The organism is Burkholderia sp. AU6039 (assembly GCF_002223365.1).
In the GTDB taxonomy this organism is placed as follows: domain Bacteria; phylum Pseudomonadota; class Gammaproteobacteria; order Burkholderiales; family Burkholderiaceae; genus Burkholderia.
The window spans coordinates 1,167,340-1,187,027 of sequence record NZ_NKFK01000003.1; the positions used below are offsets into that span (position 1 = coordinate 1,167,340).

Below are 19,688 nucleotides of genomic sequence, written 5' to 3' on the forward strand. Positions count from 1 at the left end.
GCGGGCGGGCGCAGGGATCGGCCTGCGCCGCCAGGTTGAATGGACGGGCAGGGGCTCAGGTACGCGCCGAATCGCGCTGGCGGTAGCGGTCGAGCGCGACGGCGCCGATGATCACGAGCCCCTTGATGATGTACTGCCAGATGTCGGACACGCCGAGCAGCACGAGCCCGTTGGTCAGCACCGCGATGATCAGCGCACCGATCAGCGTGCCGACGATCGAGCCGACACCGCCGACGAAGCTCGTGCCGCCGAGGATCACCGCGGCGATCGCGTCGAGTTCGTACGACTGGCCGAGCTGCAGGCCGTTGGCCGCATAGAGCCGTGCGGCCGACATCACCGCGCCGAGACCGGCGAGCAGCCCCGACGCCGCATACACGAACAGCTGGATCGCCCGCACGTTGATGCCCGACAGGCGGGCGGCTTCCGGATTGCCGCCGACCGAATAGATGCGCATCCCGAGCACCGTGCGGCGCAGGATGAACCACGAGATCGCGATCACCGCGCACGCGATCACGACGAGCCACGGCACGCCGAGGATCGTGCCGTTGCCGATGAACGCGAACGGCAACTGCGGATTGAACACGGTCGTGTCGTTGCCGATCAGGCGCGCGACGCCGCGCACGGCGGTCATCGCGCCGAGCGTGACGATGAACGGCGGCAGGCGCAGGAACGAGATCAGGCCGCCATTGATCGCGCCGAACACGAGGCCGACGAGGAGCGCGAACGGCACGCCGAGCCAGCCCCAGCCCGGGATGGTCGATGCGAGCAGTGCCGCGACGGCCGCGGCGGCGAGCACCGAGCCGACCGACAGGTCGATGCCGCCCGTCAGGATCACGAAGGTCATGCCGGCGGCCAGCACGATGTTGATCGACGCCTGCTGCGTGACGATCGACAGGTTCTGCAGCGTGAAGAAACCGTCGGTCAGGAAGCCGAAGCCGATGCACAGGACCAGCAGCACCGGCAGCATGCCGGCGGTGCGGATCAGCGATTGCATGCGGGCGCGTTGATCGGCGCCGCGCAACAGCGGCGTGCGGGTGGCCACCGGCTGGGCCGTCGCGGAAGCGAGGTTCCGCTGCTTGGTCGGGTTGATCATTTCGGTAACCTGGATGTAAGAAGGAAATGAAAAAGGGCGAGCCTCAGTGCGCGTCGGCGAGTTCGGCCTGCGAGCCGGTGGCGAGCGCGATGATGGCTTCCTGCGTGATGGGCGTCTGCGTGTAGCCGCCGAGTTCGCCGGCGATCTCGCCTTCGCGCATCACGAGCACGCGGTCGGCGACACCGATGATCTCCGGCAGTTCGCTCGAGATCACGATCACGCCCACGCCGGCCCGGGCCAGTTCGTTGATGATCCGGTAGATCTCGGATTTCGCGCCGATGTCGACGCCGCGTGTCGGCTCGTCAAGGATCAGCACGCGCGGCTTCGTTTCGAGCAGGCGCGACAGCAACACTTTCTGCTGGTTGCCGCCCGACAGCGCGCCGACGTTGACGTTCGCGTTCGGCACGCGGATCGACAGCGACGCAATGGCGTCCCGCGCGCGTTCGGCGCCGCGCGCGAGATCGAGTGCACCGAGCCGCGCATCGCGGTTGCAGACCGAGATGTTGATGTTGTCGCGCACGCTCATGTCGAGGAACAGGCCCTGGCGCTTGCGGTCCTCGGTCAGGTAGACGAGGCCCGCGTCGATCGCGTCGCGCGGCGAGTGCGCGCCGAACGTGCGTTCGCCCACCTTCACGTCGCCGCGCACACGTGGTTCGGCGCCGAAGATCAGCCGCGCGAGTTCGGTGCGGCCTGCGCCGACGAGCCCCGCGATGCCGAGCACTTCGCCGGCGTGCAGGTCGAGGCTGCAGCCGCGCACGCGTGCGCCGTCGGCGATGTCGCGGACCGACAGCAGCAGGTGGCCGGGGTCGTACGGTGCGTGTTCCTTCTTGTAGAAGCCTGAGATGTCGCGGCCGACCATCATCGCGACGAGGCGCTCGGCCGACAGCGATGCGCGTTCGAGCGTGCCGACGTACGCGCCGTCGCGCAACACCGACACGCGGTCGGAGAGTTCATAGATCTCCGCCATCCGGTGGCTGATGTAGATGATCGCGAGACCTTCCTCGCGCAACTGGCGGATCAGGCGGAACAGGTGCTCGGTTTCGCGCGACGACAGCGGCGTGGTCGGCTCGTCCATCACGAGGATGCGCGCCCGGGTGTGCACGGCGCGTGCGATCTCGACGAGTTGCTGCTCCGCGATCGACAGCGTGTCGACGAGCGTGTCGGGCCCGAACGATGCGCCCAGGCGCGCGAGCACGTCCTCGCAGCCGCGCGCCATCGCCGCGCGGTCGATCGTGCCCCAGCGCCGGTTGCCGCGCCGCAGTTCGCGGCCGATATAGATGTTTTCCGCGACGCTCAGGTTTGGCGACAGGCACAGTTCCTGGTAGATCACCGCGACGCCTGCATCGCGCGCGGCAAGCGGGCCGTCGATGTCGATGCGGGCTCCGTCGATCAGGATCTCGCCGCCGGCGTCGGCACGGTAGGCGCCCGACAGGATCTTCATCAGCGTCGATTTGCCGGCGCCGTTTTCGCCCATCAGCGAATGGATCTCGCCGGGATAGACGGTCAGGCTGACGTTGTCGAGCGCGCGCACGGCCGGGAACGTCTTGCTGATCCCGCGCATCTCGAGCAACGGACGGGGCGACTCAGATCGCGACATGGTTGACCTCCTGCGAGTCGGTGCGGGCGCCCTTGAGGATGCCGGCCCGCGGGGAGAAGTTGAAGAACATCGGCAGCGTGGCCGCGCCGATCGCACCGGCGTCGGCGCCGAACGTGCCGCGTACGAGCACCGGCGTGCCGCGCGCTTCGGGCGCGGTGGCCACGAGCGCGGCGCGCAGGCGCGTCGTGACCGCGTCGAGCAGGCCCGCGTCGGTATCGGCGTCGAGCACGACCACCGGCGCGTCGACCACGCACAGCACCGCGCGCAATGCCGGCGCCAGCGCGTCGACGCAATCGTCGATCCATTCGTCGACGGCGGGCAGGCCGCGGGCGATGCATGCTTCGAGATCGGCCCGGTTGTCGACCGTTTCGCCGTGATGGCGCAGATGGCGCACCAGCGCATGCAGCGACGCGCGCGCGAGCAGGATGTCCCACGGGCCGCGTGGGGGCGGCGCGGAAGCCAGCCGGCTCGGCGGCACGGGAATCACGGCGATGTCGCCTGCATTGCCGGTCACGCCGCGCAGGCAGTCGCCGTCGATCGCGATGCCGCCGCCGATGGCCGGCCCGATGAACAGGTAGACGAAGTCGTCGCACTGCCGGCCGTATCCGTAGAACAGCTCGGCGATCGCGGCTGCGTTGCCGTCGTTTTCGCCGAATACCGGAAGCGACAACGCGCGACCGAGGTCGGCCGCGAAATCGACGTCTTCCCACGCGCGGAACGTGTCGGGTGCGAGGCCGAGTTCGCGCATCCACGCACCGAGGTTGTAGGGCTGCGCGACGCCGATACCGGTCAGGCGGGCGCGCTCGTGGTCGGGGAGCAGCGCCTGCATCGCGTCGATGTCGTGGCGGACGATCTCGAGCACGTCGGCGGGCGGCGGCAGCAGCGTGTCGTGCGAGCGGCGGCCGAGCACGTCGCCGGCGAAGTTGACGAGCGCCGTTTCGATGCGCATGCGGTCGAGATGGACGCCGATGCCGAATGCGCCGCGCGGGTCGAGGCGGATCAGCGAGGCCGGCTGGCCGCGCTGGCCTTCGGTGCGGCCAGCGAATTCGATCAGCTTCGCATCGGCGAGCGACGCGATGATGCTGCCGACTGCCGTACCCGTCATGCTCGCGAGGCGGGCGAGGTCGGCCTTCGACGCGCTGCCTGCGCGGCGCAGCGTCTTCAGCAGCAGGCGCTCGTTGTAACGGCGCACGTTGGCCGAGTTGCTTCCCTGGCCGAAGTGCGGGCTTCTCATGGCGTCTCCTTCCATGGTGCGCTATCCGGCAGCGCATTAAATAAATCACGTTGATTTATTTAACCGCGCGCACGTCGGCGTGTCAGCCTAGGGAAATCCCGGTTTCGGTGGGGGCGGGAGGTTGGTGCGGGGTGTTCGGAATCGGGGATGGTTCGCGGAGATCGAGAAAATCGGGCGCAGGTGCTTGAGGGGGGAGTACGAGCGTGTGGCGCCGGGTTGTTGCCGAATTTGCCACTGCCGTTGGAGCTCGCTGGCACCGGGTGCGCAAACCAAAGCGACTGGTTTGCTCTCTGGGATGGGGAAGGTGTGTTTCCGGCGCCGGAAATGAAAAAAGGCCGGCTAGAAGCCGACCTTTTTATAAAACAGATGGTGCCCAGGAGAGGACTCGAACCTCCACGATGTTGCCACCGCTAGGACCTGAACCTAGTGCGTCTACCAATTCCGCCACCTGGGCACGTTTCGCTTGTTGCTGCATCGCGAAAGAACGCAATTATAGCGTGTCCGAAGGGGCTGTCAATACAATTTCAGGTCGCGAACGAAAATAATTGAGCACGCTGTTCGGTCGGGCGAAGGAGGGGGAGGTGGGCATGCGAGCCGCTTGCATGTGCGGCGACGCCATCTTGCGATTGACGCGTATTTTCGGCGCCGGAAATGAAAAAAGGCCGGCTAGAAGCCGACCTTTTTATAAAACAGATGGTGCCCAGGAGAGGACTCGGTCACACATGCGCGACCCCGGCTGCGCTTGCAAGCGCAGCCTTTCGAGTCCTCACGCAAAGCGCGCAGGCGCTTTGCTTCCTGGGCTTGAAATGAAAAAAGGCCGGCTAGAAGCCGACCTTTTCAAAAACAGATGGTGCCCAGGAGAGGACTCGAACCTCCACGATGTTGCCACCGCTAGGACCTGAACCTAGTGCGTCTACCAATTCCGCCACCTGGGCACGTTTCGCTTGTTGCTGCATCGCGAAAGAACGCAATTATAGCGTGTCCGAAGAGGCTGTCAACACAATTTCATCGAAAGCGACGAAAAGTGTTCACGTCGAACGGTCTGCCACACACTGGCCGGCGCCGGCCAGTCTCGCTGCGAAAATTCAGCCCGACGCCGGCTTCGTCTCGACGCGCGTCGGCAAACCATTCGGTCGGGAAAAACGTGTTGCGAAATTTCCCGCCGTTCATCAAAGTTTGGCAGGATCGCTTCACGGGTGAACCACCAGGGCAAACAACCGCATTGTCTGCACGAACTCACCTGGGATCGAAGGTCCCGAACGGGTCGCACCGGCACGGTATCGACGCGTCCTGACGACCGTCCGAATGGTAAATATTCGGACGAGTCCGAAACGAAATAGAAACCATATGGGACAAGGTCTAATTGGACCCGGTGCCTAATAAAAATCGAGATAGTTCCGGCAACATGGCGGCATTGGAACCCGCGGCAGCATGCCGTGCGGTTGCCTGTTGAGGGACCCGGGGCCGCCTGAGCGCAAGTCGCATGGCGGGATCGCGAGCGCGACGAATAATGTGGCCATGGCCGCAACCATGCAGGAAGTGCGCGACTGCAACGAACTCGGGCGAATAAAACAATAACGTGGACCAAACCATGCCTGACTGGCTCAATCGAGTCTTGAAAATTGCAACATCCGTTCGACCTGCCGTATGGCCGCTCACGGCCGGCGCGGTGTTGCTGGCAGTGCTCAGCTGCACGCCGACCGCCGAGGCGTTGCTGTCGCCGCTCGACCGTTTGTACTGGAACCTGGTGGTGACCGGCGTCGATCACGGGGATCGTGACGAGGTCGTCGTCATCTCGATCGACAAGAAGACCATTGCCGAACTCGGCAGCGGCGAAAGCTATGCGCGCACGTCCCATGCGCAGGTGCTCGATCGGCTGGGTGCCGCCGCGAGTGTCGTGCTCGACATGACGATGTTCAGCGCGGCGTCCGGCGATCGGCCGCTGGCGGGCGCGATCGCGCGGCAAGGGCACGTCGTGCTGCCTGCCCACGTATCGCAGGAGGCCACGCGTGCCGACACCGTGCTGTTGCCCGAGGCGCGGTTGCGTGCCGCGGCCGCGGCCATCGGCCAGCGCAGCGTGATGCTGGGCAGCGACCATCTGGTGCAGGGCATCGTGCCTTATATTCACGCGGACAACGCGGAGGCGGAACTGCCGCACGTGGCGCTGGAGGCGATTCGCGTGGCGGGCGCGTCGCTGCCGGCCGGGGACGTGCGTCACCAGGTGCAGGACCATGTGTCGAATCTGGGGCACGTCGAGACCGGTTCGCTCGCGCTGTTCCTGCCTGCGCGCTTCGACCTCGATCGCTATTCATACGTCGACGTGCTGAAAGGGCGCATTCCCGAGTCGGCGTGGCGCGGTCGCATCGTCTTCATCGGCGACGCGATGTCGGACCTTTCCGGGGTGTACGACCTGTCGACGTCGGAAGGGGGGCGGCTGCGGCGCGTCGAGGTCGATGCACTGGTGACGCAGGCGCTGCTCGATGGCCGCATTCTGCGGCGCGAGCCGGCGGCGATCCAGGTTGGCGTCAGCGTCGCGGTCGCGACGGGAATGCTGCTGATCTGCATGCTGGTGCCGGGCTGGCGCATGTACGCATTCGCGCTCGCGTGGATGGCCACGTTCGTCTCCGTCTCGCTGGTGCTGCTGGTGCATTGGTCGTACTGGATGCCGCTCGGGCCGATGTTTGCCGTGTGCGCGCTGATTTTCGCGTTCTGCGGCTGGCGGCGTGCCGGCAGCCTGCGGACGTTCATGCTGAAGGAATACGGGCTGCTGCACCGGCTGGCCGGCAAGCATGCGTTCGCCGGCTTGCCGCACGCGGCGGGCGCCGATGCCGAGCTGCCGAGCGCGGACGAAGTCGAGATCGCGATGCAGCAGATTCGCGCCTGGCAGACGGCCTATGTCGACATGATCGAGACGTTGCCGTATCCGATCTTCGTCGAACAGCACGGCCGGCTGCTGCTGTGCAACGCGGGCGGCCGCGCGATGCTGGAGACGTTCGACACCGAGGGTGACCGCGACGCGGCCGTCCGGCACGTGCTGTCGATTGCGCACGACGAAGTGCAGATCGCGAAGGCGAGCGGCAAGATTCACTCGGCGGAGCTGACGCTGAACGGGCGCACGCAGATGATGATGGTGACACCGTTCGGCGACGGCGAGCAGCATCGTTCCACGGCGAGCATGATCTGCTTCGTCGACATCCACAACATCAAGGCCGCGGTCGAAAGCGACCGGCTGACGCTGCGACACATGGCGCACGACCTGCGCAATCCGCTGTCGACCGTGCTGTCGCTGCTCGAGGAGCGCAACCGCGCCGACGGCGCGACCGACGAGGATTTCCTGACGGACCTGCACAAGCTGGTGGACTACAGCCTGCGCGTCGCACAGGATTTCACGCAGTTGTCGCGCGCCGAGCATCTCGACACCCGTGCCTACGTGGCCGTGTCCGCCAACGATCTGGCGACGGAAGCGGTCGATCATCTGTGGCACAGCGCGAATGCGAAGCGAATCCGCGTCGAAGGCCCGCATTACGAGGGCGACGACGTGTTCGTGTCCGGCAATCGCGACATGCTGCTGCGTGCGTTGACCAATCTGCTCGACAACGCGATCAAGTACTCGGACGAGGAGACGGTGGTCGACGTGTGGATCGCTGCCGACGATCGGCAGGTGACGATGACGGTGCAGGATCAGGGGATCGGCATCCCCGCCGACGCGCTGCCGCGCCTGTTCGAGCCGTTCTTTCAGGTCGACGGCTCGCACCGCGACGCCAGCCGCGGCGTTGGCCTCGGCTTGCCGTTCGTGAAGGCCGTGGTCGTGCGCCATGGCGGCTCGATCGACGTGACGTCGACGCCGGGGCAGGGCAGCCGCTTCATCGTGCGCTTGCCGAGAACCGCTGCGGAAGCGCTCGAAGACGCGTGAGCCGTGCCGGGCCGCAACGGTAGCGCGGCCGCCAGCTTCGTCGAGGTCGGGTAGAGATTGAACCGGATGGATGGAAAGCCGGGCCCTGTATCGCACAAGGGCCCGGCTTTTTTGCGTTCTGGCCCGGCGAGTGGCGCGACACGGCGGATGACGAGACGGGCGTGCCTGTCGGTGCTTCGGACTGCGTGACGATCGCGCCGTCCCGGGGCGGTGCCGACCTGACGAGACTTGCGGATGGAGGCTCGTCGCCGAGAACCGCGCGATAACGGACAGTGCGGCGATGGCTTGCCACGTCGGCACGAGGGACGAAGGCACGGGCGCCGCGTGTCGTCTTCCGACGCGGACCTGCCGTCAAGCCGGACTTCGATCCCGCAGGCGCGATGCGACCACGGACGCGAAACAGCGGAAAGGTCGAGGAAGCCATCGACATGATGCGATGACACCGGGGCGACGTCGGCCCTGGCGGTGGCGTTTGCGGTCCGCGCATTCCTTGTGCATCGCCCGCACCTTCACAACCGTCCGCAGCGTTGCGGATGCCAATCCGCCAACCTAAACCCAAACGAAAACGCCCTCGCGCGAGGCGAGGGCGATATCGGCATCAGCCGTTGTGCGTCGGAAGACGCGGGTTCGGATTGACCGGGGCGCCGCGATGGCGCCGCCGGTCGGACCGGGCATTACTCCTTGTGTTCATCCCATGCCTGGTCCCACGCGGTGCCCTTGCCCGGCTCGTACGCCCAGGCTGCCATCGAGCACCAGTTGGTGTACGGGAACGGCTTGCAACGGAACAGCTTGCCGTAATTGGAAACGATGTCGCCCGCGTTGTACTTCGTGCCTTCCTTGTACTGCGGGTGGTTGCCACCGCTGCCGCCACCTTCGCCGCCGCCGTTGCCGCCGTTGCCACCGTTACCACCGTTACCACCGTTACCACCGTTACCACCGTTACCACCGTTACCACCGCCGCTTTCGCCACCGCCGCCTTCGCCGCCGCCGCCTTCGCCGCCGTTACCGCCGCCGCCGTTACCGCCGTCGTTACCGTAGAGCGTCCACGCGTCGTTCCACGCGAAGCCCTTGCCCGGCTCATACGCCGTCGGCGCGCCCGAGCACCAGCCGCTGTTCGGGAACGGCTTGCACTGGTAAAGCTTGCCGAGGTTCGACACGATGTCGCCGGCGTTGTACTGCGTACCGGCCTTGTACGCCGGGTACTTGCCGCCTTCGCCGCCACCGTTGCCGCCGTTGCCGCCGCCTTCGCCGCCGTTACCGCCGCCCGCATCCTTGGCCTTCACGAGGACGGTGTGCTTCGCGGTGCTCGACAGCTTGCCGTCGCTGACCGTGACCGAGAACGTGAACGACTGGTCCTTCGCGAGCGTGGGCGCGTTGAAGTTCAGCTTCGCGCCGGCCGGCGTCGCCTGGATGCCGGTCGGGACGTTCCACTTGAAGCTCAGCTTGTCGCCGTCCGGATCGGTCGATTTCTCGGCCGACAGCACGACAGCCTGGCCGGCCTGAGCCGTTGCCGGGCCGCCGAGTTGCGCGACCGGCGGGCGGTTTTCCGCCGGCGGCGGTTCCACGGCCGTGTCGGCCTTGGCGGTCACGACGACTTGCGCGCTGTCCTTCAGGCCGGCCGGATCGGTGACCGTCACGCGGAACGTGTACTTCGTGTCCTGCTTGACCGATGGAATGTCGACGCTTGCCTTCGCGCTCGTCGCGTTGGCGAGCTGCAGCGGCGTGCCGGCGACCTGTTCCCACTTGTAGGTCAGCTTGTCGCCGTCCGGATCGCGCGACTTCGACGCGTCGAGCGTCACCATCGCCGGCCCGGTGACGGTCATGGGGGCTCCGGCGTTCGCGATCGGCGGATGGTTTTCCGCGCCGCCGCCTTCATTGCCGTGGCCGAGGCCCTTGTGCATCGCATTCAGGATGTCGCCGTTGTCCGAGTCGATTTCCCACGAGAACAGGCCGCCCAGCTGGTGTGCGCGCACGTAGTCGCCCTTCGCGAGAACGGAGCGCTCGTCGTCGAAGGTGAGGAGCTCGCCGGTGCTCTTGTTGAATACGTACGGTGCTTCGGCCGTCTGGTCGTAGTGGTACTCGTAGCCGTTGATGCCGGCGTTGTTCGGCCCGATCATCTCCGCCTTGAGTTTCTTGTAGTCGAGGATGCCCGGCTCCCACTGACCCTTGTGCGCACCCGTCGCCGTGCCGGTGAACGGATTGCCGTCGGCATAGCCGTGTACGCCGGTCCAGCCGCGGGCGTAGGCCGCTGCGCCGACCACGAGCTTCTTCGGATCGACGCCCTGCGCGAGCAGCGCCTTGATCGAATTGTGCGTCGTGTACGCGGTGTCCGGCTTCCAGCCCGGGGCATACAGCGCGGTCTGGTGGCCGAGTTCCTTCAGGCTGAACGCACCGTAGAAGTCGTACGTCATGTCGAAGATGTAGTCCATGTACTTCGTGGCTTCCTTGTAGTTCACCACGTCGATCTTGTCCTTGCCCGCGCCGATCGCCGACGTCAGTTCGTACGTCCGGCCGGTTTCCTGCGACAGCTTGTCGAGCATCTGCCGCAGTTCCTTCATCAGCGTCACGTACAGCGGGCCGTCCTTCACCGGATCGCCGAGCGACGGGTTCACGCCCTTGCCGCCGGGGAATTCCCAGTCGATGTCGACACCGTCGAAGAACTTCCACGTGCGCAGCAGCTGCTCGGTCGAGTCGACGAACACCTTGCGCTTCGCCGGGTCATGCAACTTGAAGAACGGATCGGACAGCGTCCAGCCGCCGATCGACGGCAGGATCTTCATGTTCGGGTTGCGTTTCTTCGCGGCCATCATCTGGCCGAGCACGCCCTTGAGCTTCGAGTTCGCGGTCTGGCCCGGCAATGCCTTGGCCATTTCACCGTAGGTGTCGTGGATCGCGACGCTGAAGTCGGGCAGGCCCTTGCAGCTCTGCTGAAGCGTGTTGAACGAGCCCGGCAGGTCCTTCGCGAGCGAGGCGTTCACGTCCGCGCCGCCGCAGATCGGGATGAAGCCGTACAGCATGTGCGTGAGGTTCTCGACCGGCACGTTGTCGACGTTGAACTTGCGGTCGTAGATCGACCAGGTCGCGAAGTACGTGCCGACCACCGAGCCGGACGTGTTCGCGTACGGCTTGTGGTTCTTGCTCGCGTTGTTCGGCAGGTCGTCGGCGAGCTCCGGAATCGTGTCGAACACGACCACGTCGAGCGGGGCGCTGTCGGTCGCCGCGCCGTTCGCGTCGATCACGCGCACCTGCATCTTCTTCACGCCGGGCGTCTTCACGTTCGCGACCACCTGGCCGCTCTGGGTGCCGCCGGGCGTCATCTTCACTTCGGACGTGGCGTCGACGACGCCGTCGACCAGCGCGACCGCCTTCACCGCGGTGCCGTTGCTCCAGATGTCGAACGGCAGCGGTACGTCGACCTTCTTGTTCAGCTTGACGATGTCCTTGTACGGCGCGACGCCTGCCTTCTGCATGTCGATTTCGACGAAGCCGTGCGGCTGCGAGGTGATTTCGTACTGTTTGAGGCTGGGTTTGCCGGGTGCGGCGAATGCGGCGTTGGCAAAGCTGAGTGCGCTGGCCGCGGCGAGTGCCGCATAGGCGATGTGCGTGCGGCGCAGCGAGCGGCGTCGAACCACGAGATCAAGAGTCGGTTTCTTCGAATTCAATTTGATAGCCATCCATCCTGGTGTTGAAAAAAGTGTCGCGAATGCCAGCGCATTTTTCTTCGTGGATGGCGGGGCGGCAACGAATCTCAATGCAATCTAAACGCGGGCCGGTCAGCGCGGGACATGCCTATGTCAGGACTGCGGATGACTCGGCAGGGAATCGTTTAGAGATCGTTGAGGAAGATTCTCGATCGAAAGACGCTTGCCGATACTTCACTCAGCGTTTCGTCAGCAGAACATGCGTCACGCCATTCCGGACGTTCGAACGCGATCCGTCGAACGAAGCCAACCCTGACCAACTTTCAACCAAACGAAATCAGATGAGAACCCGAACTGCGAAAAAGACCCTCTTTACCCTGTCGCCGCTCGTTGCCTGCGCGTCGATGTTCTTCGCCCAGGCCGCATTCGCGCATGGCTACCTGTCCGAGCCGCCGTCGCGCGGCCTGCTGTGCAGCGCGAAGTCGGGGAAGATCGAAAACTTCAACTGCGGCTCGGTTGCCTATGAGCCGCAAAGTATCGAAGGCAAGCAAGGCTTCCCGGCAGCCGGCCCGAAGGACGGCGAAATCGCGAGCGGCGGCGTGACGCAGTTCAGCGAACTCAACGAGCAGTCGGTCGATCGCTGGAAGCAGACCAGCATCAAGCCGGGCGCGCAGAAGTTCAAGTGGACGTTCACCGCGGCGCACGTGACGAAGGAATTCAAGTACTACCTGACGAAGCAGGGCTGGAATCCGAACGCGAAGCTCACGCGCGACCAGTTCGACCTGAACCCGTTCTGCACGGTCGACGGCGGGATGAAGAAAGCCGACGAGATCGGCCCGCACAACTGTACGATTCCGGCGGACAAGAAGGGGCATCACGTGATGCTGACGACGTGGCACGTCGGCGATACGGCCGGCATGTTCTACAACGTCGCCGACCTGAACATCACCGACGACGGCGGCGCGACCGATCCGGGCAAGCCCTCGTGGTCGAATGTCGGCAGCATCGCGCCGATCATGGACCTGAAGGCCGGCGACAAGGTCACGAACCGCGTGTTCAAGTCGAGCGGCGAAGTGCCGTCGATGAAGACCACGGTGACGATCGGCTCCGCGCAGCAGGGCGAACGCAACATGTGGCCGATGCTGCTCGCGAAGGAAATCAACCGCGTGCAGTCGGCGAACCTGATGGCCGGCGTCGAGCGCGACGGTCGCATCGAGCCGTCGCTCGGCAAGAACGACGTGTTCTCGAAGAAGGGCAGCGGCATCGTGCGCACCGAGACGACGATCGATCACCAGCCGGAAAGCGGGCTCGACGAAGGCTTCAGCATCTCGAACAACGGTGAATTCAAGATCCAGAACGGCAAGGCGACCGCGAAGTTCTTCCTGAAGTTCAATCACGCGAAGGACACGAACGTCAACGTGAAGGTCTATGACGCGTCGAATTCGCTGGTCGGCTCGAAGTCGTCGACGATGCGCATGCAGGGCGACGTGAGCGTCGACATCGCGAACGCGAAGGCCGGCCAGCACACGGCCGTGGCGACGTCGCAGATCGAAGGCGGCACGCTGAAGCAGGAAACCACCACGTTCAAGCTGACCGGCGACGCGGGCGGCGGTGAAGGCGCGCAATGCCAGGCCGAGTGGAAGCAGGGCACGGCCTACACGGGCGGCGCGAAGGTGCAGCACAACGGCCGCACGTACGAGGCGCGCTGGTGGACGCAGAACGAGGTTCCGGGCAGCCCGGCCTCGACGGGTGCGGACCACACCGGCAAGGTGTGGAAGGACCTGGGCGCCTGCGCCAAGTAACGACCTGAACGGGCGTTGAGACGAGCCGCACGCAGCAATGCGTGCGGCTTTTCTTTTGGTGTCGGCGCGTACCGCCCCGCACCTTGAAAACCTTATTGATATTTCGTTGAGGAAGGTGGTGGCGCAGGGCGCCCCCCGGGAAAATGACGTCATCGATCGGCGCTTTCCTTCAATCGAATACGCATCAGCGAAAGCGCGATTCACCTGCCGTCTGCGACACGACGGCCTCCGGCCGCGATGCCGCGCCGGGATCTCTACCGAGGGCATACGACGTGAAACCGAACTATCTGAAATGGACGAAACGACGGGGCCAGAAGGGCTTCACCCTGCTGGAGCTGCTGGTCGTGCTGCTGATCATTGCGCTGCTGGCCGGCTATGTCGGACCGAAGCTCTTCTCGCAGGTCGACAAGGCGAAGGTCAAGTCGACGGAAGCGCAGATGAAGACGCTGGGCGACGCGGTCTCGCAATTCCGGCTCGACATGGGCCGCTATCCGACGGCTGACGAAGGGCTCGACGCACTGGTCGCGGCGCCGCAGGGCACCGACGGCTGGAACGGCCCGTATCTCGCGAAGGCCGTGCCGAAGGACGGCTGGGGCCGCGTGTACCAGTGGAACGTGCCGGGCCGCGACGGCGAAGCGGAGATCGTATCGCTCGGGCGCGACGGTCGGGTTGGCGGGAGTGGTCTCGATGCAGACCTCGTCTACGGCATGTAAGGGCCTGCGTCGCTGGGTGGCCGCGGTGGCGCTGTTCGCCGCCGGCACCTCCGGCGTCGCTGCCAGGGATTGCTGGACCTGGGCAGGCGAGCAGCATGGCATCGATCCGCTGCTGCTCGTCGCGATCGCGAAAGTGGAATCGTCGATGAATCCGCGCGCGATGAACTGGAACCGGAACGGCACCTACGACATCGGGCTCATGCAGATCAACAGCACGCATCTGCCGCGTCTGGTCAAGGTCGGCGTGACGCACAGGCGGCTGATCGACGAGCCGTGCACGTCGATTGCCACCGGCGCATCGATTCTCGCCGATTTCATCGATCGGCACGGCTATACCTGGAACGCGGTCGGTGCGTACAACGCCGGGTCTTCGCCGAAGCGCGAGCCGGCCCGCAAGGCCTACGCGACCAAGGTCTGGAAGGAATACCGGGTGCTGACGAGCGATCGTGAAGCGAGCCTCGCGAAACTCGACGAATGGCGGAGGACGTCGCGATGAACACGTTTCGGGTACGGGTGCTTGCCGACGGCAAGGTCTCGCAGCAGACGGCCGAAGGGGCGAGCGAGACGGAGGTGCGTGCGCGGCTCGCGGCACAGGGCTGGGTCGTGGTCGAGATCCGGCGCGAGGCGGGCTTCGGGCGTCGCCGCGCGGCGCCGAAGTTTGCGCTGACGCTGTTCCTGCAGGAGTTGTCGACGCTGCTCGATGCGGGCCTCGTGCTGATCGAGGCGCTCGAAGCGCTGCGCGACAAGGCGGATTCGGGCAAGGACGCGAAACACGTGATCGACCGGATTCTCGCGGTGATGGTCGAAGGGCAGCCGTTGTCGAAGGCGCTGGCGCAGCAACCGGCGATCTTTCCGCCGCTGCTCGTCGCGACGATCGAATCGTCGGAGGGCAGCGGCCAGTTGCCGGTCGTGCTGAAGCGCTACCAACAGTACGAAGTGCGAATCGAACAGGTTCGCAAGCGCGTCACCGGCGCGCTGATCTATCCGGTCGTCGTGATCGGCGTGGGTATCGCGATCCTGCTGTTCATGGCGTTCTTCGTGATTCCGCGCTTCGCGGTGGTGTTCGAGTCGCTGGCCACGCTGCCGGCGACCGCGCAGGCGATGCTCTGGTGGGCGACCCTGCTGCGCGAGAACGGCATGGCGGTCGGGCTGGCGGTCGTGGCGTCGTTCGTCGGCATGGGGCTGGCGGTGCGCTCGGCGGCCGTCAAGCGCGCCGCGCAGCGGCTGATGTGGCGCGCGCCGAAAGTGCGCGACATCTGCGCGCTGTTCGCACTCACGCGGTTCTACCGGACCGTGGGCCTGCTGATCGCGGGCGGCACGCCGGTGATCGTCGCGCTGGAGCTGTCCGGCAAGGTGTTGCCCGAGCATTTCCGCGGGCGGCTGGCGGCGGCCCTGACCGACATGCGCGCAGGGCGTCCGGTCGCCGCCGTGCTCGCCGCGCATGCACTGACGACGTCGGTTGCCGAACGGCTGTTGCGCGTCGGCGAACAGAGCGGCGACCTGGGCGGGATGTGCGAACACATCGCGCAGTTTCATGACGGCGCGCTCGACCGCGCGATCGAGATGCTCAGCAAGGTCTTCGAACCGGTGCTGATGCTGGCGGTGGGCGCGACGGTGGGCGCGGTGGTCCTGCTGCTCTACATGCCGATCTTCGAATTGGCCGGCAGCGTCGGATAGCGATCCGGGCCGACCCGGCTCTCGCGATCCCGCTGACCAACAGGAGAAAACTGAATGAAAACGGAACACATCGCTCAACGCTGGCAGTCGGAATCGGAGGCATCCGGCGTTGGCTTCGCGCAATACGTCGACGGCCTGCTGAGCGGCGACGCATCGGTGCTCGCCGAAGTGGCGGCCTGCCTCGGCGTCGACGCGGTCGACGCGCAGACGCTGCAGGCGGCGCCGACGCGCTTCGACCTGCTGCCGCTGCACGATGCGCTGACCTGGCGCGTGCTGCCGATCGAGCGCGACGGCGCGGCCTGCGTCGTCCTGGCCGATCCGTTCGCGCGCCAGGTGCGCGACGAACTGCTCGCGCGCTTTGGTGCACAGCCGGTGCAGATGGCGATGAGCGTGCCGGGCGAGGTCGAGCGGCTGCTCGGCGACGTCGAGTCGAACGAGCGTCTGATGGACGATGTGACCATCGACGCGCAGGGCGATTCGCTCGCGCAGGCGATCGAGTCGATCTCGCTCGCGAGCATCGCGAAGGACGAAAGCCCGATCATCCGGCTCGTCAATACAACCCTCTACGACGCGCTGCAGAGCCGCGCGAGCGACATCCACCTCGAAGCGGTACCCGACGGCCTCGCGATCCGCTACCGGATCGACGGCGTGCTGCAGTCGATCCGTCACATCCCGGGGCTCGAGACGGCCGCGCAGACGCTGTCGCGTCTCAAGGTGCTGGCGGCGCTCGACATCGCGGAAAAGCGCGTGCCGCAGGACGGCCGCTTCAAGGTCGTGATGCAGGGCCGCGAGATCGATTTCCGCGTGTCCATCATTCCCGGCACCTATGGCGAGAACGCGGTGATGCGCGTGCTCGACAAGTCGCAGCGCGGCGACAGCGTGAGCCTCGACGTGCTCGGCTTCGACGCGCAGACGGCCCGGCGCGTGCGTGCGCTCGCGCACCGGCCGTACGGGCTGATGCTCGTGACGGGGCCGACCGGCAGCGGCAAGTCGACGACGCTGTATGCGGTGCTGTCGGAAGTCAACACCGGCGACGACAAGATCATCACGATCGAGGACCCTGTCGAATACGAACTGAAGGGCGTGCTGCAGATCCCCGTCAACGAGCGCAAGGGGCTCACCTTCGCACGCGGGCTGCGCGCGATCCTGCGGCACGATCCGGACACGGTGATGGTCGGCGAGATTCGCGACGAGGAGACCGCGTCGATCGCGGTGCAATCGGCGCTCACGGGCCACCGCGTGCTGTCGACGGTGCACGCGAACGACGGCTTCAGCGTGATCGACCGTTTCATCTACATGGGCGTCGAGCCGTCGACGTTTCTCGAGGCGCTGAACGGCGTCGTGTCGCAGCGGCTGGTGCGGCGCATTTGCGAAAGCTGCGGCGGCGCGGCGGCCGATGGTGCCGATCTGGCGGGTGCGTCGCTCGACGACCTGAAGCACGTGGTCACGCCCGGCGAGGGTTGCGAAACCTGCCGGGGCACCGGTTATCACGGCCGGATCGGCCTCGCCGAAGTGCTGACGCTCGACGCGGCGATGAAGGCCGCGTTGCTCGAGCGTTCGATCGAGAAGCGCGCGCAGGCGCTCGCGGACAACGCCGACTACCAGTCGATGCGCGATGCGGGCCTCGCCGCGATTCGCGCGCGACTGACGACGTTTCAGGAGGTGCAGCGTGCGATCGCCGTGGAATAACGTGTTCGCGGTGCTCGACGCCGACCGTCTGCGCGTATGGGCGAGCGGCGACTGGCGCGCACGGCGCGCCGGCGAGCCGCGGATCGTCGTCGCGCACGACGGCGCGCCCGCCGAAGCGCTGGCGCAGGTGCTCGGCGACCTGCCGAAGGCGCGCCTGCCGATGCTGAACCGCGTGCACGTCGTCGCGGGGCATCCGTGGACGCATGGCGTCGTGCTGCCCTGGCAGGACGGGCTGGTGTCGGACGCCGCGTGGGACGGTTATGCGCGCGCGCTGTTCGCTGCCCGTGCGCAGCGCGGCGCGCTGCGGATTCGCCTCGAAGGCGGGCGGCGCGGCCGCGCGCAGCTCGCGGTGGCGGCTTGCGACACGTTGCTGGTGTCGCTCGACGAGACGTGCCGCGCAGCCGGCTGGCGGCTCGTCAGCGTGCGCGACGCGCTGTCGGTGGCGCTCGCCACGCATGCGAAGCACCTGGGCGGCGACGACTACCGCTATGCATTGCTGCAGCCGCGCATCGTCACGTGCGTGTTCCGTCGTGCGGGCGAGTGGGCCGACGTGGTCACGCTGCCGCGCGCGGGGGGCAGCCGTCTTGACGACTGGTTCGCAGCCGCGGCGTTGATGGCCGGACAGCCGCTGGCCGGCGCGGCCTTCGCGAGCGCGCTCGACGGCACGCTGCCGAGCGCGGCCGCCGAGGGCGTCACGTTGCTCGACGACGACATGGGCCAGGCCGTGCCCACGCAGGAGGAGCCGGCATGAAACGCCTGAATGAACTGGATTTCGCGGCGCCTCGCACGCGTGTCACGCCGTGGGCGGCCGTCGCGCTGTGCTGCGCGCTGCTGACCGGCGCGTTCGTCGCGAGCGAGTGGTCCAACGTCGAGCAGTTGCGCGACGAGGTCGACAGCATCGAAAGCCGCATCGACCAGCGCCAGCGCGCGATCGAGCGCGAGCAGCGCCGGCAGAAGAACATGACGGCGGAGGAGCGCCGCATCGCGCGCGTGCTCGACCAGCAGCGCACGAGTGCGACCGGCGCGGGACCGGCGGTGGTCGACTGGATCGAGCAGGCGTGGACGCCGCAGATCGCGCTGAAGCTGCTGACGGTCGACAAGGCCGGACAGGAAGCGCGCCTCGAAGGCGGTGCCGCGCATCTGTCGCACATCTACATGTTCGTCGACCGCCTGAAGGACCGCCACCCCGACCGCAAGGTCCGCCTGATGCAGCACCGGACGAAAGCCGAGGACGGCAAGAACATTTTCTATTTCAGCCTGAACATCGAACACCCATGACGAACCTGAAATCAATCGACATGACCGCGCTCGCCGAGCGGCTGCGCTGGGGCGCCTACGCGGCGTCCCGCAAGCTGGGCATGCCGGGGCTGGTGGCAGGGGGGCTCGTCGTGGCGCTGATCGGCGTGCACGCGTGCTACCTGCAGCCGGGCGCCGAGCAGCTCGAAGCCGATCGCGACGCGCGGACGAAGGCGCTGGCCGCGCTGCCGAAGCCGGGCCAGAAGGCCGGTCCCGGCGGCATGACGCTGCAGCAGGTGCAGCAACTGCGCAGCACCGAGCAGGCGTACTCGATCTTCCAGATCCTGTCCCAGCACGGCATGGAGCGCAAGCACGCGACCTATCGCCGCGAAGTCGAGGTGCAGGGCAAGCTGCGCCGGCTCACGATCAACGTCGCGCTGTCCGGCAGCTATGTCGGGCTGCGCGAAGCGATCCGCGAGATTACGCAGCAGCCGATGGTACGCATCGAGGGACTGTCGGTCGAGCGCGAGCGGATCGACAGTCCCGACGTGATCGCCGACCTGCGGGTCAGCCTGCTGGGGCCGGATGCATGATGCGCGCGCCCCTGATCCCGATCGCGGCCGCGCTCGCGCTGGCTGCCGCGTGCGTCGCCGGCGGCAGCGCGGCGAACGAGACGCACGAGCTGGCGCCGGTCGTCGACCTTTTTCCCGCGCAGAGCTGGGCATCGCTCGGCGCGGAGACGGCGACCGACGCCGAGCCGCCGCCCGACGCGGCGCCCGAGCCCGACATGCCGCCGCTCGACACGCCGATCGACGCGCCACCGGTTGCGTCGGCGCCGTTCGACATTGCCGGCGAGTGGCGCGAGAACGGTCATCGCATCGTCGTGCTGGACGGCGCGGGCAAGACTTTCCTGCTGTGCGAATCGCGTTGCGGCGTGCGTGACGCGGTACTGCCGGGCGGCGAGATCGCCGAAGGCTACCGGCTGAAGAAACTGGGCAAACAGGGCGCGGTGATCGTGACCCGTGGCGGCAGCGATATCGAGCTGTCGCCGCCCGTCCCGACTCCATGAACCCCGATTTGAACCTGTTCCGAA

14 protein-coding genes and 2 tRNA genes are annotated in these 19,688 nt (G+C 66.4%); 10 read left to right on the top strand and 6 right to left on the bottom strand.

The features are described from left to right. Window positions 1-55: 55 nt before the first annotated feature. The 5 genes from CFB39_RS08095 to CFB39_RS08115 all read right to left on the bottom strand — a co-directional run bounded on the left by CFB39_RS08095 (window position 56) and on the right by CFB39_RS08115 (window position 4,859). Window positions 56-1,093 (bottom strand): ribose ABC transporter permease, encoded by a 1,038-nt coding sequence (locus tag CFB39_RS08095; RefSeq protein ID WP_039358899.1) that lies wholly within the window; start codon window positions 1,091-1,093, stop codon window positions 56-58. 43 nt (window positions 1,094-1,136) lie between these two features. Then, window positions 1,137-2,690 carry a sugar ABC transporter ATP-binding protein gene (locus CFB39_RS08100; protein ID WP_089425244.1) on the bottom strand — a complete coding sequence of 518 codons (1,554 nt, stop codon included), beginning with the start codon at window positions 2,688-2,690 and terminating at the stop codon, window positions 1,137-1,139. After that, entirely contained in the window at window positions 2,677-3,924 is a 1,248-nt protein-coding gene (locus tag CFB39_RS08105) for an ROK family protein (protein ID WP_089472678.1), read from the bottom strand. The genes CFB39_RS08100 and CFB39_RS08105 overlap by 14 nt, the downstream gene beginning before the upstream one ends. A 367-nt stretch (window positions 3,925-4,291) precedes the next feature. Next, a tRNA-Leu gene (locus CFB39_RS08110) sits at window positions 4,292-4,378 on the bottom strand. A 394-nt stretch (window positions 4,379-4,772) separates the two neighbouring features. Beyond that, a tRNA-Leu gene (locus CFB39_RS08115) sits at window positions 4,773-4,859 on the bottom strand. A 680-nt stretch (window positions 4,860-5,539) separates the two neighbouring features. Here CFB39_RS08115 and CFB39_RS08120 point away from each other — a divergent pair. Then, window positions 5,540-7,837 (top strand): CHASE2 and HATPase_c domain-containing protein, encoded by a 2,298-nt coding sequence (locus tag CFB39_RS08120; protein ID WP_256991367.1) that lies wholly within the window; start codon window positions 5,540-5,542, stop codon window positions 7,835-7,837. A gap of 674 nt (window positions 7,838-8,511) precedes the next feature. Here the strand turns inward: CFB39_RS08120 and CFB39_RS08125 are convergent. Next, entirely contained in the window at window positions 8,512-11,511 is a 3,000-nt protein-coding gene (locus CFB39_RS08125) for a glycosyl hydrolase family 18 protein (RefSeq protein ID WP_089472680.1), read from the bottom strand. Between the two features lie 308 nt (window positions 11,512-11,819). On the opposite strand from CFB39_RS08125, the gene gbpA reads away from it, so the two are divergent. The 9 genes from gbpA (at window position 11,820) to CFB39_RS08170 (ending at window position 19,664) form a co-directional block, all read left to right on the top strand. Further along, on the top strand, window positions 11,820-13,280 hold the full coding sequence (gbpA, locus tag CFB39_RS08130; protein ID WP_089472681.1) for an N-acetylglucosamine-binding protein GbpA: 1,461 nt from the start codon (window positions 11,820-11,822) through the stop codon (window positions 13,278-13,280). Window positions 13,281-13,552: 272 nt separating this feature from the next. Then, window positions 13,553-13,993 carry a type II secretion system major pseudopilin GspG gene (gene gspG, locus CFB39_RS08135; RefSeq protein ID WP_089425248.1) on the top strand — a complete coding sequence of 147 codons (441 nt, stop codon included), beginning with the start codon at window positions 13,553-13,555 and terminating at the stop codon, window positions 13,991-13,993. Further along, window positions 13,968-14,489 (top strand): lytic transglycosylase domain-containing protein, encoded by a 522-nt coding sequence (locus CFB39_RS08140; RefSeq protein WP_089472682.1) that lies wholly within the window; start codon window positions 13,968-13,970, stop codon window positions 14,487-14,489. Before gspG ends, CFB39_RS08140 begins: the two co-directional genes overlap by 26 nt. After that, entirely contained in the window at window positions 14,486-15,670 is a 1,185-nt protein-coding gene (locus CFB39_RS08145) for a type II secretion system F family protein (protein ID WP_089473247.1), read from the top strand. The genes CFB39_RS08140 and CFB39_RS08145 overlap by 4 nt, the downstream gene beginning before the upstream one ends. Before the next feature lie 54 nt (window positions 15,671-15,724). After that, entirely contained in the window at window positions 15,725-17,359 is a 1,635-nt protein-coding gene (locus tag CFB39_RS08150) for a GspE/PulE family protein (protein WP_089472683.1), read from the top strand. After that, window positions 17,340-18,110: a hypothetical protein gene (locus CFB39_RS08155; RefSeq protein WP_256991368.1), complete on the top strand. Its 771-nt coding sequence runs from the start codon at window positions 17,340-17,342 to the stop codon at window positions 18,108-18,110. Before CFB39_RS08150 ends, CFB39_RS08155 begins: the two co-directional genes overlap by 20 nt. Further along, window positions 18,107-18,637 (top strand): hypothetical protein, encoded by a 531-nt coding sequence (locus CFB39_RS08160; protein WP_089472684.1) that lies wholly within the window; start codon window positions 18,107-18,109, stop codon window positions 18,635-18,637. Before CFB39_RS08155 ends, CFB39_RS08160 begins: the two co-directional genes overlap by 4 nt. Beyond that, complete coding sequence (locus CFB39_RS08165; RefSeq protein WP_089472685.1) at window positions 18,634-19,188, top strand: hypothetical protein; 555 nt, start codon at window positions 18,634-18,636, stop codon at window positions 19,186-19,188. Before CFB39_RS08160 ends, CFB39_RS08165 begins: the two co-directional genes overlap by 4 nt. Next, entirely contained in the window at window positions 19,188-19,664 is a 477-nt protein-coding gene (locus CFB39_RS08170) for a hypothetical protein (protein ID WP_244115240.1), read from the top strand. The genes CFB39_RS08165 and CFB39_RS08170 overlap by 1 nt, the downstream gene beginning before the upstream one ends. The last annotated feature ends 24 nt before the right edge of the window (window positions 19,665-19,688 follow it).